Source organism: Streptomyces sp. NPDC107471, assembly GCF_055582845.1.
Genome location: NZ_JBVJPC010000007.1, coordinates 374562 through 394184 on the forward strand (window position 1 = coordinate 374562; position 19623 = coordinate 394184).

At 72.6% G+C, this 19623-nt stretch carries 15 protein-coding genes and 1 pseudogene; 5 read left to right on the forward strand and 11 right to left on the reverse strand.

Features of this window, described 5'->3' with window-relative positions:
* Positions 1–30: 30 nt before the first annotated feature.
* Positions 31–1185, reverse strand: coding sequence for an acyl-CoA dehydrogenase family protein (locus tag ACZ66S_RS25225; RefSeq protein WP_469903772.1), 1155 nt, complete (start codon positions 1183–1185; stop codon positions 31–33).
* 78 nt (positions 1186–1263) lie between these two features.
* Here ACZ66S_RS25225 and ACZ66S_RS25230 point away from each other — a divergent pair, with 78 nt between their 5' ends.
* The 3 genes from ACZ66S_RS25230 (at position 1264) to ACZ66S_RS25240 (ending at position 3672) form a co-directional block, all read left to right on the forward strand.
* Positions 1264–1905 (forward strand): TetR/AcrR family transcriptional regulator, encoded by a 642-nt coding sequence (locus tag ACZ66S_RS25230; protein ID WP_469903773.1) that lies wholly within the window; start codon positions 1264–1266, stop codon positions 1903–1905.
* A gap of 35 nt (positions 1906–1940) precedes the next feature.
* Positions 1941–2666 (forward strand): ArsR/SmtB family transcription factor, encoded by a 726-nt coding sequence (locus ACZ66S_RS25235; protein ID WP_469903774.1) that lies wholly within the window; start codon positions 1941–1943, stop codon positions 2664–2666.
* Positions 2667–2736: 70 nt separating this feature from the next.
* The gene (locus ACZ66S_RS25240) at positions 2737–3672 is read left to right on the forward strand and encodes a DMT family transporter (RefSeq protein WP_469903898.1); all 936 of its coding nucleotides are present in this window, start codon (positions 2737–2739) and stop codon (positions 3670–3672) included.
* Positions 3673–3724: 52 nt separating this feature from the next.
* On the opposite strand, the gene ACZ66S_RS25245 is transcribed toward ACZ66S_RS25240, so the two are convergent.
* The 10 genes and pseudogenes from ACZ66S_RS25245 to ACZ66S_RS25290 all read right to left on the reverse strand — a co-directional run bounded on the left by ACZ66S_RS25245 (position 3725) and on the right by ACZ66S_RS25290 (position 17326).
* On the reverse strand, positions 3725–4804 hold the full coding sequence (locus ACZ66S_RS25245; RefSeq protein WP_469903775.1) for a Zn-dependent alcohol dehydrogenase: 1080 nt from the start codon (positions 4802–4804) through the stop codon (positions 3725–3727).
* 11 nt (positions 4805–4815) lie between these two features.
* Positions 4816–6204 (reverse strand): aldehyde dehydrogenase family protein, encoded by a 1389-nt coding sequence (locus ACZ66S_RS25250; protein ID WP_469903776.1) that lies wholly within the window; start codon positions 6202–6204, stop codon positions 4816–4818.
* A 375-nt stretch (positions 6205–6579) separates the two neighbouring features.
* Positions 6580–7917 (reverse strand): ABC transporter ATP-binding protein, encoded by a 1338-nt coding sequence (locus tag ACZ66S_RS25255; RefSeq protein WP_469903777.1) that lies wholly within the window; start codon positions 7915–7917, stop codon positions 6580–6582.
* Between the two features lie 643 nt (positions 7918–8560).
* A pseudogene (locus tag ACZ66S_RS25260) lies at positions 8561–9268 on the reverse strand (class F sortase); the annotation flags it as partial.
* Positions 9255–9908 (reverse strand): hypothetical protein, encoded by a 654-nt coding sequence (locus tag ACZ66S_RS25265; RefSeq protein ID WP_469903778.1) that lies wholly within the window; start codon positions 9906–9908, stop codon positions 9255–9257. The gene ACZ66S_RS25265 and the pseudogene ACZ66S_RS25260, both read right to left, overlap by 14 nt.
* A 101-nt stretch (positions 9909–10009) precedes the next feature.
* Positions 10010–11248 (reverse strand): MFS transporter, encoded by a 1239-nt coding sequence (locus ACZ66S_RS25270; protein ID WP_469903779.1) that lies wholly within the window; start codon positions 11246–11248, stop codon positions 10010–10012.
* A gap of 31 nt (positions 11249–11279) precedes the next feature.
* Positions 11280–12701 (reverse strand): CitMHS family transporter, encoded by a 1422-nt coding sequence (locus tag ACZ66S_RS25275; RefSeq protein WP_469903780.1) that lies wholly within the window; start codon positions 12699–12701, stop codon positions 11280–11282.
* Positions 12702–12839: 138 nt separating this feature from the next.
* Positions 12840–15077, reverse strand: a complete 2238-nt coding sequence (locus ACZ66S_RS25280; RefSeq protein ID WP_469903781.1) for a molybdopterin oxidoreductase family protein — start codon at positions 15075–15077, stop codon at positions 12840–12842.
* A 109-nt stretch (positions 15078–15186) separates the two neighbouring features.
* A complete protein-coding gene (locus tag ACZ66S_RS25285; RefSeq protein ID WP_469903782.1) occupies positions 15187–15807 on the reverse strand; it encodes a TetR/AcrR family transcriptional regulator in 621 nt (206 codons plus the stop codon).
* A 64-nt stretch (positions 15808–15871) separates the two neighbouring features.
* Entirely contained in the window at positions 15872–17326 is a 1455-nt protein-coding gene (locus tag ACZ66S_RS25290; RefSeq protein ID WP_469903783.1) for a hypothetical protein, read from the reverse strand.
* A gap of 173 nt (positions 17327–17499) precedes the next feature.
* Here ACZ66S_RS25290 and hmgA point away from each other — a divergent pair, with 173 nt between their 5' ends.
* Entirely contained in the window at positions 17500–18816 is a 1317-nt protein-coding gene (gene hmgA / locus ACZ66S_RS25295) for a homogentisate 1,2-dioxygenase (RefSeq protein WP_469903784.1), read from the forward strand.
* 27 nt (positions 18817–18843) lie between these two features.
* On the forward strand, positions 18844–19593 hold the full coding sequence (locus ACZ66S_RS25300) for a GntR family transcriptional regulator (protein ID WP_469903785.1): 750 nt from the start codon (positions 18844–18846) through the stop codon (positions 19591–19593).
* The last annotated feature ends 30 nt before the right edge of the window (positions 19594–19623 follow it).

Genomic DNA, 19623 nt, shown 5'->3' on the forward strand with positions numbered 1-19623 from the left:
GCCACATCCGCTCAGGTACTCAGACGGTACTCAGAACGCCGAGACCCCCGTCAACGCCCGCCCGATCACCAGCTTCTGGATCTGGCTCGTGCCCTCGTAGAGGGTCATCACGCGGGCGTCGCGCAGCAGTTTGCCCGCCGGGTACTCGTCGATGTAGCCGTAACCGCCGAACACCTGAAGCGCGTTGTTCGCGGCACGCACCGCCGCCTCCGAGGCGAAGAGCTTGGCCTTGGAGGACTCGACGGCGAAGGGCTCGCCGCGGTCGATCAGGTCGGCCACCCGCCAGGTCAGCAGCCGGGCCGCGTCCACGTCGACGGCGATGTCGCTGATCAGCTCCTGGACGAGCTGGTGCCCCGCGATCGGCTTGCCGAACTGCTCACGCTCACCGGCGTACCGGACGGCCGCGTCCAGCGCGGCCTGCGCGATGCCGACACAGCCCGCCGCCACCGCCATCCGCCCCTTGGCCAGCGCGGACATGGCGACGGAGAACCCCTTGCCCTCCTCGCCGAGCATCGCGGAGGCGGGCACCCGCACCCCCTCAAGGACCAGCTCGGCGGTGGCCTGGCCGCGCAGCCCGAGCTTGCCGTGGATGGTGCGGCGGGTGAGTCCGGGGGTGTCCGTCGGCACAAGGAAGGCGGAGACGCCCTTGTGGCCGGGCGCGTCCGTGGACCGGGCGAACAGCAGCACCACGTCGGCCCACGTGCCGTTGGTGATGAACATCTTGGTGCCGTCGATGACGTAGTCGTCGCCGTCCCGCACCGCACGCGTGACGAGGTTGCCCGCGTCGGAGCCGGTGCCGGGCTCGGTGAGGCCGAAGCAGCCGACGTGGGCGCCGGAGGTGAGCCCGGGGAGCCAGCGGCGCTTCTGCTCCTCGCTCCCCCACGCGGCGACCGTCTTGGCGACCAGCCCCAGGGAGACGGACACGATCCCGCGCACGGACGAGTCACCCCGTCCCAGCTCCTCGGTGACCAGGCAGTACGCCAGGTGGTCGCCGCCCGAGCCGCCGTACTCCTCGTCGATCGTCAGCCCCAGGAAGCCGACCTCGCCGAGCTTCTTGACGATGGACCGGTCGACCTCCTCGGCGCGGTCCCAGTCGACGACGTGGGGCGCGATCTCCCGGGTCACGAAGTCCCGCGCGAGCCGCCGGACGGCGCTCTGCTCCTCGCTGAGCCCCAGGTCGACCACGAGATCACCTCACTTGAGAGAAGGACACCTTTAAATTAGCACTGCTAGTTTCTTGTTCGCAGCCCTACTATGTGCGCCATGGCCCGACCGCGCAAGCCCCTCCTCAGCACCGACCGGATCGTCGAGACGGCACGCGCGCTCGTGGACGCGGAGGGCCTCGCGGCACTGTCCACCCGCCGGCTGGCGGCGGAGCTCGGGGTCAGCGGGCCGTCCCTCTACAACCACTTCCGGACCAAGGACGAGATCCTGGAGGCGGTCGCCGACTCGGTGAGCGCCCAGGTCGACCTGTCGATGTTCGAGGACGGCCGGGCCTGGCGGACGGCCCTGCACGACTGGGCCGTCTCCTACCGCACCGCCCTGCGCGACCACCCCAACATCGTCCCGGTACTGGCCCAAGGCCCCGGCCGCCGCCCGGCCGGACTGCGCCTCGCCGACGCCGTCTACGGCGCGATGGTCGACGCGGGCTGGCCGCCCGCGCAGGCCACGTCCATCGGCGCGCTGATGCGGTACTTCATCATGGGCTCGGCGCTCGGCTCCTTCGCGGGCGGCTTCGTCGACGACAAGAGCGCGTACGACCCCGCGGACTATCCCCATCTCGGCCAGGCGCACCTGCTCGCCGAGCAGCAGGAGAAGATCGACGAGCGGGCGTTCGAGACCGGGCTCCGGGCCCTGCTGGACGGTCTCGCCCAGCAGTACGAGCAGGTCGGGCGGCCCGCGTAACCATGTTTCGGTGAGCGCCGAAGCGTCCCTGCCGCATGCTGGACGGCATGACCAAGGACCCGCAGGCACCGCACCTGGCGCGGCTCGCCGCCCTGATCGCCGACGAGACCCGGGCCGCCTGCCTGCTGGCCCTCCTGGACGGCCGGGCCTGGACCGCGGGCGAGCTCGCCCGCCACGCGGGGGTCGCCGCGTCGACCATGAGCGAGCACCTCGGCCACCTGGTCGCGGGCGGCCTGCTGGCGGAGGAGCGGCAGGGGCGCCACCGGTACGTGCGCCTCGCCGACGCGAGGGTGGCGCACCTGGTCGAGGACCTCGCCGCGCAGGTCTCCCCGGACCCGGACACGGCCCGACGCCCGCGGAATCTGCGGGAGTCGAGCGCCGGTTCGGCGATGGCCCGGGGCCGCACCTGCTACGACCACTTCGCGGGCCGTCTGGGCATCGCCCTGACGGATGCTCTGACGTCCCGTCAATTCCTGCGGCAGGACACGGGGTTCGCGCTCACCGAGGCGGGCCTCGGGTGGTTCGAGGAGGCCGGCATCGCCCTCGAACGCACGGGCCGCCGCCCCCTGGCCCGTGCCTGCCTCGACTGGACGGAACGCCGACCGCACCTGGCGGGCGTGGCCGGAGCCGCCCTGTGCCGGCACGCCCTGGACGCGGGCTGGTGCGTGCGCATCGGCTCCGAGCGGGCGGTGAAGGTGACGGCGACAGGAGAACAGGCGTGGGCCGATCTCCTGGGCCTCGACGCCCGAGCGCTGCGCTGAGCGGTCCACCGACAGCCCGTCCGAAATCCGCGAGCCCCCGCACGCCCCCTTCCCTAACCTCAGGAGCATGATGAACCCCCGCCGCACCGAGCTTCTCGCCGCCGCCGCGGCCACCGTCACCGTCGTCCTGTGGGCGTCCGCCTTCGTCTCCATCCGCAGCGCGGGCGCCGCCTACTCACCCGGCGCGCTGGCCCTCGGCAGGCTCCTCTCCGGTGCCCTCGCCCTGGGCGCGATCTGCCTGATACGCCGGGAAGGGCTCCCCCCGCGCTCCGCCTGGCGCGGCATCGCGGTCTCCGGCGTGCTGTGGTTCGGGTTCTACATGGTCGTCCTGAACTGGGGCGAGCAGCAGGTGGACGCGGGTACCGCGGCCCTGGTCGTGAACATCGGCCCCCTCCTGATCGCGCTGCTCGGCACCCGTCTGCTCGGCGACGCGATGCCGCCCCGGCTGCTGGCCGGGATGGCGGTGTCCTTCGCGGGCGCGGTCACCGTGGGCCTGTCGATGTCGGACGACGGCGGCGCCTCGGTGCTCGGCGTGGTCCTGTGCCTGCTCGCGGCCATCGCCTACGCCGCCGGGGTCGTCGCGCAGAAGCCGGCCCTGGCCTCCGGGACCCCGTTGCAGGTGACGGCGTTCGGCTGCTTCGTGGGCGCCGTCGTCTGCCTGCCGTTCGCCGGTCAACTGGTGTCGGAGGCGGCCGACGCCCCCGCCTCGGCGACCCTCAACATGGTCTACCTGGGCGTCTTCCCGACCGCCCTGGCCTTCACCACCTGGGCCTACGCCCTCGCCCGTACGACCGCCAGCCGCATGGGCGCGACCACCTACGCGGTCCCCGCACTGGTCGTCCTGATGTCATGGCTGGCGCTCGGCGAGGTCCCGGGGCTGTTCACGCTCGCGGGAGGGGTGCTGTGCCTGGCGGGCGTGGCGGTGTCCCGCTCCCGCGCCCGGGCGGCCGCGGCCCCGGTGACGGCACCGGAACCGCGGCCCGAGAAGGCGTCGGACCCCGCGTGAACGCGCCCTGCCCGCCGGCACCGTGACGGAGAGCGGCGCGATCACCGCTTGCTCAGAACACCACCAGGGCCCTGCCGCCCTTGCCATCCAGCATGTTGTCGAAGGCCGCGGGGATCCCGTCCAGCGCGATCCGCTCGGTGACCAGCATCCCGAGGTCGAGGCGGCCGGCCCGGACGTGTCCGGCGAGCACCGGGAGGTCCTCGGCGGGGTCGGAGTCGCCGTAGACGCAGCCCGCGAGGGTGCGGCCCCAGTGGAAGATCTCCAGGGCGTTGAAGGTGACCTGCTGGTCCTTGCCGCCGATGCCGACGACCGTCGTACGGCCGCCGCGGCGGGTGGAGTCCCAGGCCGTGCGGATGGTCGAGGCGCGGCCGACGCACTCGACGGCGACGTCGACGCCCTGCTTGCCGGTGAGGCCCCTGATCTCACGGGCGGTGCCGTCGGAGGCGATCACGTAGTCGGTGGCTCCGGCGGCGCGCGCCAGCTCCTCCTTCTCCGGGGAGACGTCGACCGCGACGATCTTCGACGCACCCGCGATCCGGGCGGCCTGGAGTGCGGCCAGGCCCACTCCCCCGACGCCGTACACCGCGACCGTCTCGCCCTCGCGGACCCGCGCCGAGTGGTGGACGGCGCCGTAGCCGGTGAGGACCGCGCAGCCCAGCAGGGCGGCGTCGGTGAGCGGGATGCCCTCGGGCAGGGGCAGCAGACAGGACTCGGGGACGACCGTCTCCTCGGCGAACGCGGCGACGTTCAGGCCGGGGTGGAGGTCGGTGCCGTCGGCGGTGCGGGCGTACACGTCGGCGGCGCCGTTGAGGGCGTTGGCGCACAGCCACACCTCGCCGAGCGAGCAGGCGTGACAACGGCCGCAGGACGGAGCCCAGTTGAGGACCACCTCGGCGCCGGGCGACACGCTCGTGACCCCCTCCCCCACGGCGACGACCGTGCCCGCGCCCTCGTGGCCGAGGACGGCCGGGACGGGGACGCGCATGGTGCCGTTGGACAGGGACAGGTCGGAGTGGCAGACCCCGGCGGCGGCGAGACGGACCCGGACCTGACCGGGGCCGGGGTCCGGGAGGTCGATGTCGGTGACCTCCAGGGGAGCGCCCACGGCGGGAAGGACGGCGGCACGAACCACGGGAAGGCTCCTCAGAACTGGAGGGACTTGGTCTGGAGGTACTCGGCGAGACCGTGCGGGCCGAGCTCGCGGCCGACGCCCGACTGCTTGTAACCGCCGAAGGGGGCAAGGGGGTTGAAACGGCCGCCGTTGATGTCGACCTGCCCGGTGTCCATCCGGCGGGCGAAGGCCACGGCCTCCGGCTCGTCGCCCGCCCAGACGGCACCCGCGAGGCCGTAGACCGTGCCGTTGGCGATGCGCAGGGCGTCCTCCTCGTCCTCGTAGCGCAGGATCGACAGGACCGGGCCGAAGATCTCCTCCTGGGCGACGGTCATCTCGGGGGTCACGTCGGCGAAGACGGTCGGGGCGACGAAGTAGCCCCGCTCGCGCGGGGATTCGGGGCCACCGGCGACGAGCCGGGCCCCCTCGGCGACGCCCTTCTCGATGTAACCCCGCACCCGTGCCTGCTGCTTGGCGTTGACGACCGGGCCGATGCGCTCGCCGTACTTCGCGGCGGCGGTGGCGGCGAGCTCGACGGCCTCGTCGTACTGGTCCCGGTGCACCAGCATCCGGGTCCAGGCGCTGCACGTCTGGCCGGAGTTGGACATCACGTTGGCGACGCCGACGTTGACCGCCTTGGCGAGGTCGGCGCTGGGCAGGATGACGTTGGCGGACTTGCCGCCGAGTTCCAGGGCGACCTTCTTCAGGGCGGCCCCTGCGGTGGCGCCGATCCTCCGGCCGACCGCGGTGGAGCCGGTGAAGGAGACCAGGTCGACGTCCGGGTGCCCGGCGAGGGCCTGCCCGGCGACCGGGCCGAGGCCGGTGACCAGGTTGAAGACCCCGGCCGGGACCCCGGCCTCGTGGACGGCCTCGGCGAAGAGCTGGGCGACCAGCGGGGTGTCCTCGGCGGGCTTGAGGACGACCGTGCAGCCCGCGGCGAGGGCCGGGGCCACCTTGGCGACGATCTGGTGCAGCGGGTAGTTCCAGGGAGTGATCGCGGCGACCACGCCGACCGGCTCCAGGTGGACGGTGGAGTTGCCGAGCCTCTCCTCGAAGGAGTAGGTCGCGGCGAGCTCGGCGTAGGAGGCGGCCACCGCGACAGGGACGGCGGCATGCACGTTCTGCGAGAACTTCAGCGGGGAGCCGAGCTCCGCGGTGACCGTCTCGGCGATCTCGTCCTTGCGGGCGGCGAGGACGTCCCGCAGCGCGGCCAGCCGGGCGGCCCGCTCGGCCGGAGCGGTCGCCGCCCAGGCCGGAAGGGCGGTACGGGCGGCCCGTACGGCGCTGTCGACGTCCTCGGCGGTGCCGGCCGGGACCCGGGCGATGACCTGCTCGTCGGCCGGGTTCACGACCTCGATCACGTCCGGGCCGGCGGCCGGGCGCCACTCGCCGTCGATGTACATGCCGTCGTGCGCCTTCATGGTGCGTCCTCCCGGGCTGGGCCGTGCCGTGTCGTCGTCCGGCTCATAAACTAGCGACGATAGTTTTCTTGCGCCAGAGCGGACCGGACCCTCCAGGACATCAGAAGTCCGCACGGGCCCAGGCGTCCACCCGCCCACGACCTTCTCGGCGGCAGGGCGGCGCCGGGGCGGAGGGCCCCGGTCCGGGAGAGGTACGTGAGCATGCGCACCTGCCTGACGGGAGGGCGCGCCCGGGCCGGGCGGCGCGCCCTCGGTTCACTCCTTCCGGGCGCAGCGGACCGGTACAGCGGCATCAGCGCAGGGCACGACCCGTGACGGCGTCCTGCTCGATGGGGCCGTCCATGCTCGCGGACGCGGATTCGGTGTCGCCCTTCCTCACTCGTCCAGGTCGGGCAGGTGGTCCGGGGACGGGCAGATGCGTTCGCCGTGCTGGTCGAAGACGAACAGGTGGGAGATGTCGACGAGGAGGGGGACCTGCATGCCGCGCCGCAGGTCGATGTCCGGGGTCGTGCGGACAACGAGATCGCCGGGGAGGCGGGGGTCGGCGGAGGGGGGTTCGGGGGCGGGCTCCGGGGCGTCCTCCAGGACCACGACGGGGCCCGCGCGGCGGGAGACCGCGCGGTCTCTCAGACGGTCCAGGACCGTGCCCTCGCGGCGGCGGCGCCGGGGCGGGCGCGCTGCGGGGCGCGGGGCCTCCAGTTCGGGCACGAAGGCGGGGCGGGAGCCGGTGTTGAAGTGGACGAGCACCTCGTGGCCCTGGAACTCCACGTGCTCCACCAGGCCGGTGATCGGCATCTCCCCGGGGCGGGCCGAGGTCCGCTTGGCGATGCGGATCGCCTCCGAGCGCAGGCCTACGATCACCTCGCGGCCCTGCTGGACGCGGAGCAACTGGTGGTCCAGGGACAGGGGTTCGGGCAGCCGCAGGTACTGCTTGCCGAGGCTGATGGTCATCGCGCCGTCCAGCGGGGCCCGGACCAGTCCGCGCAGGAGGTTGATGCGCGGGGTGCCGATGAAGGCGGCGACGAAGACGTTGCGGGGCAGCGCGTACACCGAGCGCGGGGTGCCGACCTGCTGGAGGACTCCGCCGCGCAGGACGGCGACCCGGTCGCCGAGCGACATCGCCTCGGCCTGGTCGTGGGTGACGTAGACCGTGGTGACGCCCAACTCGCGGGTCAGTCCGGCTATTTCGGCGCGCAGGTGGTTGCGGAGCTTGGCGTCGAGGTTGGACAGCGGCTCGTCCATGAGGAAGGCGGAGGGGCGGCGGGAGATGGCCCGTCCCATCGCCACGCGCTGGCGTTCGCCGCCGGAGAGCTGGCCCGGGTAGCGGTCGAGGAGGTCCTCGATGCCCAGCATCCGGGCGGTGGCGTCCACGCGGGCCCGGGGGTCCTCGTCGGGGGCCTCGATGCGCAGCGGGAAGCCGATGTTCCCCCGGCTGGTCATGTTGGGGTAGAGGGCGAAGTTCTGGAACACCATCGCCATCCGGCGCTCGGCGGGCAGCAGGTCGTTGGCGTACTCGCCGTCGAGCCTGAGCTGGCCCTCGGTGATCTCCTCCAGCCCGGCGATCATCCTGAGCACGGTGGATTTCCCGCAGCCGGAGGGGCCGAGCAGGACGAGGAACTCGCCGGGCGCGATGTCCAGCGAGAGCCGGTCCACCACCCGGGCGCCCCGGGTGTAGGTCTTGCTCACGTGGTGCAGAGATATGGCGCGTGTCATGACGGTGCCCCCGGGGGCTGGTTCAGGCGCTGGTGCTCCGCGGTCGAGAGGCCCCGTGCGGGTCGTACGGGGCTGTGAGTCACGGAAGTTAACGGAATGCATGCGGCCGGGGGAAGAGACTGGGCGGGATCGGACGCTACGGTCCAGCCTGCGAGATAACGGACTCCCGGATTCAGCACCCCGTCCAGCGCCCCGGGAGGCCGTCGCCCCCTCATCGCACCGCCGCGCCCCCGGCGACGCCTTGACTGCGCGGTACGGCTTCGCTCGCCGGGAGGGTCCCGGTCATCGGCGCCCCGCCGCCTGTCGGCGCGGTCCCGGTCGCCGACGTCCCGTCACTTCCCGGCCGGCTCTCGGCGGCCCTCGGCGGGCTCTCGCTCACCGGGGCACCTCCGCTCACCGGCGCGGCCCGGCTCCCCGGCACAGCTCCGGCCCCCAGCGGGGCCTCGCTCCTCGGCACCCCTTCGCTCCCTGGCACGTCCCAGTCGGTCGGCGCGCCTTGACTCCCCGGTACGCCCTCGGACTGCAGCGGGTCCGCGCTCCCTGGTACGGCCTCGGACTTCAGCGGATCCGCGTTGGCCGGCGCACCCCCGTTCTTCGGCGAACCCTCGTTCCTGGTCGCGGCCGCGCTCTTCCCCGGCCGTGGCTCACGGGTCTGGGTGAGGTGGGCGAAGACGACGACGTTGCTGCTGTAGCCGGTCCGCCGGTTGAAGAGGCCGCCGCAGGTGATCACGCGGAGCTCCGGGCGCCTGGCCGGCCCGTAGACCTCCTTGTCGGGGAAGCCCGACTTGTCGAAGATCTTCACGCGGTCCACGGTGTAGACGGCGGTACGGCCGTCCGCGCGCACCGCCTCGATCAGCTTGCCGGGCTTCACCTGGCCGAGCGCGGCGAAGACCGCGGGGCCGGTCCTGGTGTCGCGGTGGCCGACGGCGATCGCCGTACCGGACTCGCCGGGTGTGGCGCCGCCCCGGTACCAGCCCACGAGTTTCGGCTTGTCGACCGGCGGGGTCGCCAACTCCCGGCCCTTGGTGAGCCCGAGGCCCATGACCGGGGCGTCGATGCCCAGGGACGGGATGCGGAAGGCCGTCGGCCGGGAGCGGGACAGCGGGCGGGGCGGGGGCGTGCGGGTGGGCTTGGGGCGGGCGGAGGGGGCCGGCTCGTCGGCCGCCCCCGCTTCCGGGCCGGCGGCCGCCACGGCGTCCGGTCCGCCGGGTCCGTCCGGTGCGGTCGGCGTGCCGTCGCCCGTACACCGGACCCCCACCGTCACCAGGACGACCGTGAGCAGGGCCGTCCTGGTGAGGCGGTAGGCGCGGGTCCGGTACCAGGGCCTGCGTCTGCGCCTACGCGGCGCCATTGGGCCGACGGCGGTTCAGCCGGAAGTACGCGACAGCGCCGACCGCCACCAGGCCGACGGCCCCCGCGGCGGTGACCGGCGCGAACGCGGCCGCGGTGTCGACGAGACCGCCGCCGCCCGCGTGCACACCGCCCTTGGGGCCGCCGCCCTCGTTGTTGTTCCAGCCCCCGCCCTGCTGGTCCTCGATCTGGTCGCCGGCCCGGCGTTCGCCGTCGCGCTTGCCGTCGTGGCAGTTGACGCGGAAGACCTTCTCCTTCGGGGCGCCCGCGACGATCCAGGTGAGCTTGTACTGCCCGTCCGCGACCCCCAGCGGGTCGGTGTGTCCGGCGCCCCCGGCGAGCTGGATGGTGCCGGCGACGGTGGCGGCCGTGGGCAGCGGCGGCTGGGGCGTGATGGTGTACGCGATGGTCGTGAGGACGTCGAAGTTGACGGCGTCCAAGTAGAACTTGCAGACCCGGGGATCATCCTTGGAGACGCCGAAAGGCACGCCCACGTGATGGATCCGGATGTCGCCGTTCTCGCCCGCGGCGGACGCGGTCGGCGCGGCCACCCATGACGCGCCGGCCGCGGCGAGGGCGGTGAGGACGACCGTGGCGCCCGCTCGGACGCGGAAGGTACGTGGGAGTGTCAGGGTGGGCATGCGCGCTCCTCCGATTCAGACGATTTCCATACAAATCGCTCTTTCGGCAGCACTCTCCTTCATGCGCGCGACGGTCGGCCGCATCGGTGTGCGGCGCGCCGTCAGATATCGCTCGTGCGGCGCAATCCCGGGCGCTCGGGCCGCTTCCCGGCGGTCGGTCCGGCCCCCTCGGACCGTCCGGGCGACCGCAGCGCCACCCCCGCCGAGAGCAGCAGCAGGGTTCCGAGCATCACGAACGGCGCGGCCACCCCCACGAGTCCCGCGACCAGGCCCGCGGTGGCCGGTGCGGCGACCTGGCCGAGGCGGTTGCCGGTCAGCCGCAGGGCGAGGGCGGTGGAGCGGGCGCCCTCGGGGGCGGCCTGGACGACCGTCGTCATGGACAGCGGCTGTCCCACGCCGAGGCAGAAGCCGAGCACCGCGAGCATGACGGCCAGCGCCCACACCGGGACGGGCAGCGCGATGCCGGCACACAGCAGGGCCGCCAGCAGGCACGTCACGGTCAGGAGCAGCGCCCGCCCCAGCAGCCGCAGCAGCGGGGTCAGCACCAGGCGGCAGGCGATCGTGGCCGCCGCGCGCAGGCTCAGCAGCACGCCGATCACCGAGGGGGCGATGCCCCGGTGCTCGCCGACCACCGGAAGGTACGCGGTGAGAATGTCCGTGGCGGACAGCACGGACAGGCTCACGAAGATGCCCCCGGGCACGCCCCGGGACCGCAGGATGCGTCCGACGGGGACCCGGTCACCGTGCCCCGTACGGGAGTCGGCCCCCGTGTCGCGGTGCTCGATGCGCCACAGCGACGTGCACGCGACCGCCGCCCCCGCGGCCGAGACGAGCAGTGCGAACGCACTCGTGCCGGCCATGTCGGAGCCGCCGATCAGCGCGCCCGCAGCGACCGGGCCGACCAGTTGGCCGAGGGAGGCGCCGATGGTGAAGTGGCCGAAGTTGCGGTCCTGTTCGTGCGGGGCGGACTGCCGGGCGACGAGGGACTGGGCGCCGATGACGAAGCAGAGGTGGCCGAGTCCCATCACCCCGCTCCAGACGGCCATGGCCCACAGCGAGTCCGCGAGGCCGCTGAGGGCGCAGCCGCCGGATATCAGCACCACACCGACCGGCAGCAGCGGCGCGCACCGCCCGTGGTCCGTACGGCGGCCGAGCGGTACGGCGGCGAAGAGGGGCAGCAGCGCGTACACACCGGCGATGACACCGATCGCGCGCTCGTCCGCGCCCAGCGCGAGGGCCCGGTAGGAGACGGCGGGCCGTGCCATCGACACCGCCCCCTGCGCGAAGCTGAAGGCGATGACGAGGCGGAGCAGCCAGCCGCGGTTCCCACCGGGCGCCATGGTCTTGTCCTCCTGGACGAGAAGAAGCGGATCAGATGATTCCGAAGAGGATTCCTGCCCCGAGGATCAACAGGCATGTGAGCGCGGCCCACTTGACGACGAACCTGGTGTGGTCGCCGAACTCCACCTTGGCCATGCCGACCAGGACGTACACGGCCGGGACGAGCGGGCTCGACATGTGCAGCGGCTGACCGACGAGCGAGGCGCGGGCCATCTCCAGCGGCGAGACGCCGTGCGCCGCGCCCGCCTCGGCGAGGACCGGCAGGACACCGAAGTAGAAGCCGTCGTTGGACATGAAGTAGGTGAGCGGGAGGCTCAGGACGCCGGTCACCAGGGCCATGTGCGGGCCCATGCCCTCGGGGATGACGTCCACCATCCAGCGGGCCATGTGGTCGACCATGCCGGTGCCCTGGAGGACGCCGGTGAAGACGGCGGCGGCGAAGACCATGCCGGAGACGTTGAGGACGTTGTCGGCGTGGGCGGCGAGGCGGGCCTTCTGGTCCGGGATGTGCGGGAAGTTCACGGTGAGCGCGAGGGCGGCGCCGAGCAGGAACAGCACCGGGATCGGCAGCCACTCCATGATCATGGAGGTGAGCAGGGTGGCGGTGAGCAGCGCGTTGAACCAGTACAGCCTGGGGCGCAGGGTGGGGCGGCTGGGGTCCAGGACCTGGAAGCGCTCCGCGTCGCCGGCCTCGTCGTCCTCGGCGCCGGTGCCGGAGCCGCCGGTGGCCACCGCGGCCTTGCCCGGCCCGGAGGCACCGGAGCCGGCGCCGGCGCCGACCAGCACGGTCTCGGTCTCCTCGACCTTCTCGTCGACCAGGACCTCGTTCAGGGTGAGCACGCCGAGCCGCTTGCGCTCGCGCATGCCGAGGACGTACGAGAGGACGAAGACGCCCAGCAGGCCGACGGCGAGGGCCGGGATCATGGGGACGAAGATGTCGCTGGCGTCGAGCTTCAGCGCGGTGGCGGCACGGGCCGTCGGACCGCCCCAGGGCAGCGTGTTCATCACGCCGTTGGCCATGGCGGCGACACCGGTCATCACGACCAGGCTCATCTTCAGGCGCTTGTACAGCGGGTACATCGCCGAGACGGTGATCATGAAGGTGGTCGAGCCGTCGCCGTCCAGCGAGACGATCGCGGCGAGGATCGCCGTGCCGACGACGATCCTCATGGGGTCGGCCTTCGCGAACTTCAGGATGCCGCGCACGACCGGGTCGAAGAGGCCGACGTCGATCATCACACCGAAGTAGACGATCGCGAACATGAGCATCGCCGCGGTGGGGGCGAGGCTGGTGACGCCTTCGATGACGTAGTCACCAAGCTTGGCGCCCTTCCCGACGAAGACGCAGAACAGGGCCGGGATCAGTACGAGCGCCGCGATCGGCGACATCTTCTTCATCATGATCAGGACCAGGAAGGTCGCGATCATGGCGAAGCCGAGGATGGTCAGCATGAGTGGATACCTAACGTTCGCCCTTGAACTCCCACCGGAGTCGGCAGTGCGATGACGTTAGGACCCGTCAAGTGGCGTTAACAAGACGTTGACATGCGAGCAATAAGCGCAAAACTGCTGGTCACAGCTTTGCACTGCTCACAGCGTCGCCGCGGCGGACAGTTTTACCGGTATGCCGTTGAGGACCGCGTTGCCCGACAGGGGGTCGAGCAGGCTGCCGTCGAGGAGCTGGTTGACGTTGACACCGGGGTTCTCGGCGGCGTGGCCGAGCCGGGTGCCGGGGCGGTCGTGGCCCCAGCCGTGCGGCAGGCTGACCACGCCGGGGCGCACGCCGTCGGTGACCTCGGCCTCGGTGACCACCTCTCCCCCGGCCCCCTTGATCCGCACCGCCGAGCCGTCCGCCAGGCCCAGCCGCTCGGCGTCCTCGGGGTGGATGTGCAGGGTGCAGCGGTTGGAGCCGCCGGTGAGGGCAGGGACGTTGTGCATCCAACTGTTGTTGGAGCGCAGATGCCGGCGGCCGACGAGGACCAGCCCCTCCGCCTTGTGGCTCAGGGCCTCGCGCAGCCGGGGCAGGTCGTCGGCGATCGGCCGCGGCAGCAGTTCGACCTTGCCGCTGCGGGTCTTCAGCGGTTGCGGCAGCCGGGACTCCAGCGGTCCGAGGTCGATGCCGTGCGGATGCGCGAGCAGCCTGGTCAGGCTCAGCCCGTCCGGTCGTACGCCGAAGCCGTCGCCGTAGGGGCCGAGGCGCAGCATCATGTCGAGCCGCCGCTCGGGGCCGGTCTCACCTTCCAGGAGTGCCGTCAACTCGTGCGGCTCGCGGCCGTGCACGGGCGAGTGGGTGTCCTTGACGGCCTTGCCGAGGGTCTGGCCGATGACCAGGTCGTCCACGGCGGACGGGTCGGCGCCGTGCATGCCGGTCGCGGCGAGGACCAGCCGGGCGAGGATCTCGGTCTCCGCCATCCGGCCGGGCTCCAGCGGGACGGCGGGGCGGGTGTAGCGGACCTGGTTGCGCACGGCCAGGGTGTTGAAGGCGAAGTCGTGGTGCGGGCTCTGCGAGGGCGGGGGCGGCGGCAGCACGACGTGGGCGTGGCGCGAGGTCTCGTTCAGGTACGGGTCCACGCTGACCATGAAGTCGAGCGAGCCGAGAGCCTTGTCGAGCCGGTCGCCGTCGGGGGCGGAGAGCACCGGGTTGGCGGCGACGGAGACGAGCGCGCGGATCGGCTCGCCCTCCTCGGTCGCGGTGTCGATCTCCTCGGCGAGCGCGGAGAGCGGCAGCTCCCCCTTGGCCTCGGGGTGCCGGCTCACCCGGGAGTGCCAGCGGCCGAGGGCGAACCCGTGGCTGGGGCCCGCGGGCCGGGGCGTCCGGTCGGTGGCCGCCTGCGGGAAGAGCGCGCCGCCGGGCCGGTCCAGGTTGCCGGTGAGGATGTTGAGCACGTCGACGAGCCAGCTCGCCAGGGTGCCGTGCGGTACCGTGCAGCTCCCGATGCGGCCGTACACGGCGGCGGTGGGGGCGGCGGCGAGTTCGCGGGCGAGGGTGCGGATGAGCCCGGCGTCCACGTCACAGGCACCGGCGACGGCGTCCGGGGTGAAGTCGCCGACGGCTGAACGGAGTTCGTCGAGACCTTCGAGGTGCGGGGTCAACTCCCCCGGGTCCACCAGCCCTTCCTCGAACAGCACGTGTGCCATCGCCGCCAGCAGCAGGGCGTCGGTGCCGGGCCGGACGGCGATGTGGCGGTCGGCGAGCCTGGCGGTGCGGGTGCGGCGGGGGTCGATGACGGTGAGGGTGCCGCCGCGGGCCTTGAGCGCCTTGAGCCGGCCGGGGAAGTCGGGGGCGGTGCACAGACTCCCGTTGGACTCCAGGGGGTTGGCGCCGATGAGGAGCAGGTGGTCGGTGCGGTCGAGGTCGGGCACGGGGATGGCGTTGGCGTCGCCGTAGAGCAGGCCGCTGGAGACGTGCTTGGGCATCTGGTCGACCGTGGAGGCGGTGAAGACGCTGCGGGTGCCGAGGCCGGCGAGCAGGACCGGCGGGTACAGGGCGCCGGCCATGGTGTGGACGTTGGGGTTGCCGAGGACGACGCCGACCGAGTTCGCCCCGTACCGCTCGTCCGCCGTGCGGAGGCCTGCGGCGACCGCGTCGAAGGCCTCCTCCCAGGTGGCCTCGCGCAGTTCCCCGCCCTGTCGCACGAGGGGGGTGCGCAGCCGGTCGGGGTCGCCGTCGACGGCCCCGAAGGCGGCACCCTTCGGGCAGATGAACCCCTTGCTGAACACGTCGTCGCGATCCCCGCGGGCCCCGGTGACCCGGGTCCCCTCGATCGTGAGCGTCAGACCACAGGTGGCCTCGCACAGGGGGCAGATACGCAGAGCGGTGCGGGACACGGGTCCTCCCGGGGCAGCGGTGCCTGTCCCGGGGAGCATACCGACCGGTACGGATGCTGGGGAGGGGGTGGGGGGGGAGGGGGTCTCGGGGGAGGGCTCGGGGGCCGGGTCAGTCCAGGACCCTCGCGAGATAGGCGCGCAGCATCTCCCGGGCCTCCTGGATGATCCGCTCGTCGCCCTCGGGAGCCACCCGGAAGGCCAGGTGGACCAGGGTGTCGGCGGTCTCCACGGCGATGAGGAAGGTGCGGCGCAGATCCTCGTCCGGCTCGCGGGAGAGATAGCCGGAGAGGAGCTCGGTGAGGCGGTCGGCGACGCGGTGGTTGGGTTCGGCGTGCCGGGCGCCGACGGGGATCTGGTTGCCGAAGTCGACGAGCGAGAAGCCGGGGGCGGTGCGCTTCATGGCGAGGTACTCGTCCAGGACGACGTCCATCGCCGTACGCCAGCCCCCGTCCGTGCCGGACTCCTTGAGGCGGTCGGTGACGCCGGCGGTGAAGCGCTCCAGGTTGCGCTGGGCGAGGGCGTCGGCCATCTGCCGCTTGTTGCCGAAGAAGCGGTAGACGGAGCCGATGGGCACGCCGGCGCGCGCGGCGACGGCGCGGGTGCTGAGCGCGTCGTAGCCGACCTCGTCGAGCAGGTCGGCGCAGGCGTCGAGGATTCTGGTCAGCCGTTCGGCACTGCGCCGCTGCACGGGGGCGCGGCGAAGCGAGGTCGCTTGGGGCACGGGCTTCATGATGCCTTTCCGCGGTCGTCCGGTGAACCCTGCCACCTGGTACGGGGCGAGGGGCCTGCGTCACTCACCGACCACCGCCGATGCTCGCCGCGGGCTGCGTTTCGTGGGTGACGCCGGTGGGGGCCTGCGTGAGCCGGGTTATCAAGGTCCCGCCACGCGCGCCGACGCCGACCTGCGGGGCGGGGAGACCGCGGGTGACGGTCGCCGGGGGCCGGAGCCGCAGGGCCGTGTTGCCGTTGGCGGTGTCAGCGCGAGAGGCGGGAAGGTCGCCGGTCACCCTCGCCGGGAGCCAGAACCCCAAGACCGCGCCGCCGTTGCCGGTGTCGGCCCGAGAGGCGGGAAGACCAGCGCTGGCGCTCGCCGGGAGTCGGAACCCCACGGCTGCACCGCCGTCGCCAGTGTCACCCTGAGCGGGAAGACCGTCAGTCGCCCTCGCCGGGGGCCGGAACCGCAAGACCGTGCTGCCATTGCCGGTGCCAGGCCAAGAGGCGGGGAGACCAGCGCTGGCGCTCGCCGGGAGCCAGAGCTCCAAGGCCGCGCCGCCGGCGCCCCGAGAAGCGGCAAGACCGCCGGTCGCGCTCGCTGGGAGCCAGAGCCCCCGGACCGTGCTGCCGGTGCCGCCCCGAGAAGCGGGGAAGCCGCCGCTGGCGCTCGCCCGGAGCCCCAAGACCGCACCGCCGTTGCCCCGAGCAGCCGGAAGGTCGTCAGTCGCCCTCGCCGGGAGCCGGAACCGCAGGGCCGCGAGGCCGTTGCCGGTGTCCGTGTCGGTCTGCGCGACCGGTACGCCGCCCGTTCCCCTCGCAGGTCCCGCCGCCGGAGGCGAGCCGTGGGTGTTCGTGCCCGTCGGCGGAGTCGGGGCGTCGTCACCCCCCGCCCACCCCCGACCTATGACATCGTTGCCCAAGCGCCTGACCAGCGGCGATCGCGGAGCGCTCGGGGTGGTCGGCAGGGCCGGTGCAGTTCCGCGCACGTCCCTCGGGGTGCCCGCGGCGACCACACCCCCCGTGTCCCCCATCGCCTGCGGCTTCGACGCCGTCACGTCCGCCGTGCTCTCCACCGGGGTGCCGTCGACGGCCCAGACGGTGCCGTCGTCGGCGTAGAGGCGGGCGGTGACCTTGTGGGTGCCCTGCGGGACGTACGCGGCCGCGAGGCGGTAGGACGGGGTGCGCAGGGTGGTGACGGGGCGGTCGTCCACGAAGAGGACGGCGACCCCGCGGCCGGGGACCGCCTTGGCCTTGGCCGCCGGGGGCGAGAAGGTGAAGTTCTCGACGGTCAGCCGCACGGTCCAGCCGTCGTCGGTGTCCGGCTGCACCACTATGCCGACCTCGGGGGCGTTCTCCTGGTCGACCTCCCGGTAGTGCCGCCCCTCGTGATCGGTGTCGTCGAGGACCTTGCCCACCGGTGAGACCGACTGTCCGTCCCTGTTGTCCTTCGCCCCGTCGGCGCCACAGCTCACGGATCCGGTCACCAGCAGGACACAGACCGCGAGCAGGGCAAGGAGTCCCCGCGTCCACTGCATGCCGGGGAGCGTAGAACACCGGTCCGACAACGCGAATCCCCCTGGGGTCTGGTTCTGCTGGTCCTCCCTGAGGAGGTCACCGCGGGGGAATCGGTTCCAGGGAATGACCCCTTGCGCCGATGAAACCGCAATCCTACGGTGTCCCATAGGAATCAGACCGCAAGGGAGCGATCATGAGCGGGGACGCACGGAAGACCGCCGAGGGCCTGGCCCACCTCTCCGGTTTCGGCAACGAGCACGCCTCGGAGGCCGTCCCGGGCGCCCTCCCCCAGGGCCGCAACGCCCCGCAGCGCGCCCCCCTCGGCCTGTACGCGGAACAGCTCAGCGGTACGGCGTTCACCGAGCCCCGCGCCCACAACCGCCGCTCCTGGCTCTACCGGATCCGCCCCTCCGCCGCCCACCCGGCGTTCACCCACACCCACAACGGCCGGATCCGCACGGCCCCGTTCACCGAGTCGGTCCCGGACCCCAACCGGCTGCGCTGGAACCCGCTGCCCGAGCCCCCCGAGGGCACCGACTTCCTGGCCGGCCTGTGGACCCTCGGCGGCAACGGCGACGTCACCCAGCGCACCGGCATGGCCGTGCACCTCTACCACGCCACCGCCTCCATGGACCGCGTCTTCAGCGACGCCGACGGCGAGCTGCTGATCGTCCCGGAGCGCGGCGGACTGCTGCTGCGCACGGAGTTCGGGCTGCTCCATGTGGAGCCCGGACATGTAGCACTGATTCCCCGTGGTGTGCGCTTCCGTGTGGAGCTGCTCGACGAGTCCGCCAGGGGTTATGTGTGCGAGAACTACGGGGCGCCCTTCCAGCTCCCCGACCTCGGCCCCATCGGCGCCAACGGCCTCGCCAACGCCCGTGACTTCCTGGCCCCCGTCGCCGCGTACGAGGACGTCGAGGGACCGGTGGAGGTGGTCAACAAGTTCTGCGGCAACCTCTGGACGGCGACCTACGACCACTCCCCGCTGGACGTGGTCGCCTGGCACGGCAACCACGTCCCGTACGTATACGACCTGCGCCGCTTCAACGTCATCGGCTCCATCTCCTACGACCACCCCGACCCGTCGATCTTCACCGTGCTGACGTCCCCGTCGGACACCCCGGGCCTGGCCGGCGTCGACTTCGTGGTCTTCGCGCCGCGCTGGCTGGTCGGCGAGGACACCTTCCGGCCGCCGTACTTCCACCGCAACGTGATGAGCGAGTACATGGGCCTGATCGAGGGCGCCTACGACGCGAAAGCGGAGGGCTTCGTGCCGGGCGGCGGCTCGCTGCACAACATGATGTCGGCGCACGGCCCCGACCGGGAGACCTTCGACCGGGCGAGCGCGGCCGAGCTCAGGCCGCAGAAGGTCGACGACGGGCTGGCGTTCATGTTCGAGACGCGCTGGCCGGTGACGCTCACCGCCCAGGCGGCCGGGGCGGACCACCTCCAGTCGCACTACGACGACGTGTGGCGGGGCCTGGAACGCCACTTCCGCCCGTTGCACTGACCGATCCGCGGAAGGTACGGATAGCCCGTGACCTCCTTCGCCCCGGACTCGATCGTCCTGAACCGCAAGCTGCCGCTCTGGTACCAGGTGTCGCAGTCCCTGCGCGCCTCGATACTCGGCCGCTCCCCCCAGGACCCGCTGCGCCTGCCCACCGAGGAACAGCTCGCCGGACACTACGGCGTGAGCGTGCTGACCATGCGTCAGGCGCTGAAGGAGCTGGAGGACGAGGGGCTGATCACCCGGCACCGCCGCCGGGGCACCTTCATCGAGCCGGACGCCCGCCGGGGCAGCCCGGTCCGGCTGCTCGGCTCGGTGGACGCGATCGTGGCCCAGCAGTCCGGTATGACGACCGAGTTGCTGGAGCACGGCAAGTCCGCCGTGCCGTCCGAACTCGCCGAGCACTTCCCGGACCTGGACGAGGTGACGGCGTACCACCGGCTGCGCAGCGACGAGCGGACGGGCGAGCCGACCAACCACGCCCGCAACTACCTCCGCCCCGAACTGGCCGCCCTCATCGACCCGTCCGACCTGGCGCGCTGGCCGATGACGAAGGTGCTGCGGGACGTCGTCGGGGCGGACATCAGCCGTATCACGGACACCGTGGAGGCCCGTCTCGCGGACCCGGAGACGGCCCGGCTGCTCCAAGTCCCGCTGCTCAGCCCGATCCTGCACTACACGGGCCTGGCGTACGACACGGAGGGCCGGGTGCTGGACGCGGCGGTGATCCACTACCGGGGGGACCGGTTCTCCTTCACCGTCACCCTGGACGCCACGTGAGCCCACCGGCCCCGGCTGGCTGTCGGTGAA

Excerpts from the sequence above, each read along its gene's own strand:
- ACZ66S_RS25250 (WP_469903776.1), bottom strand. The coding sequence starts at position 6,204 with ATGAAGGCGCACGACGGCATGTACATCGACGGCGAGTGGCGCCCGGCC.
- ACZ66S_RS25285 (WP_469903782.1), bottom strand. The coding sequence starts at position 15,807 with ATGAAGCCCGTGCCCCAAGCGACCTCGCTTCGCCGCGCCCCCGTGCAG.
- ACZ66S_RS25240 (WP_469903898.1), top strand. The coding sequence starts at position 2,737 with ATGAACCCCCGCCGCACCGAGCTTCTCGCCGCCGCCGCGGCCACCGTC.
- ACZ66S_RS25275 (WP_469903780.1), bottom strand. The coding sequence starts at position 12,701 with ATGCTGACCATCCTCGGCTTCGCCATGATCGCGACCTTCCTGGTCCTG.
- ACZ66S_RS25230 (WP_469903773.1), top strand. The coding sequence starts at position 1,264 with ATGGCCCGACCGCGCAAGCCCCTCCTCAGCACCGACCGGATCGTCGAG.
- ACZ66S_RS25255 (WP_469903777.1), bottom strand. The coding sequence starts at position 7,917 with ATGACACGCGCCATATCTCTGCACCACGTGAGCAAGACCTACACCCGG.
- ACZ66S_RS25270 (WP_469903779.1), bottom strand. The coding sequence starts at position 11,248 with ATGGCGCCCGGTGGGAACCGCGGCTGGCTGCTCCGCCTCGTCATCGCC.
- ACZ66S_RS25265 (WP_469903778.1), bottom strand. The coding sequence starts at position 9,908 with ATGCCCACCCTGACACTCCCACGTACCTTCCGCGTCCGAGCGGGCGCC.
- hmgA (WP_469903784.1), top strand. The coding sequence starts at position 17,500 with ATGAGCGGGGACGCACGGAAGACCGCCGAGGGCCTGGCCCACCTCTCC.
- ACZ66S_RS25235 (WP_469903774.1), top strand. The coding sequence starts at position 1,941 with ATGCTGGACGGCATGACCAAGGACCCGCAGGCACCGCACCTGGCGCGG.
- ACZ66S_RS25290 (WP_469903783.1), bottom strand. The coding sequence starts at position 17,326 with ATGCAGTGGACGCGGGGACTCCTTGCCCTGCTCGCGGTCTGTGTCCTG.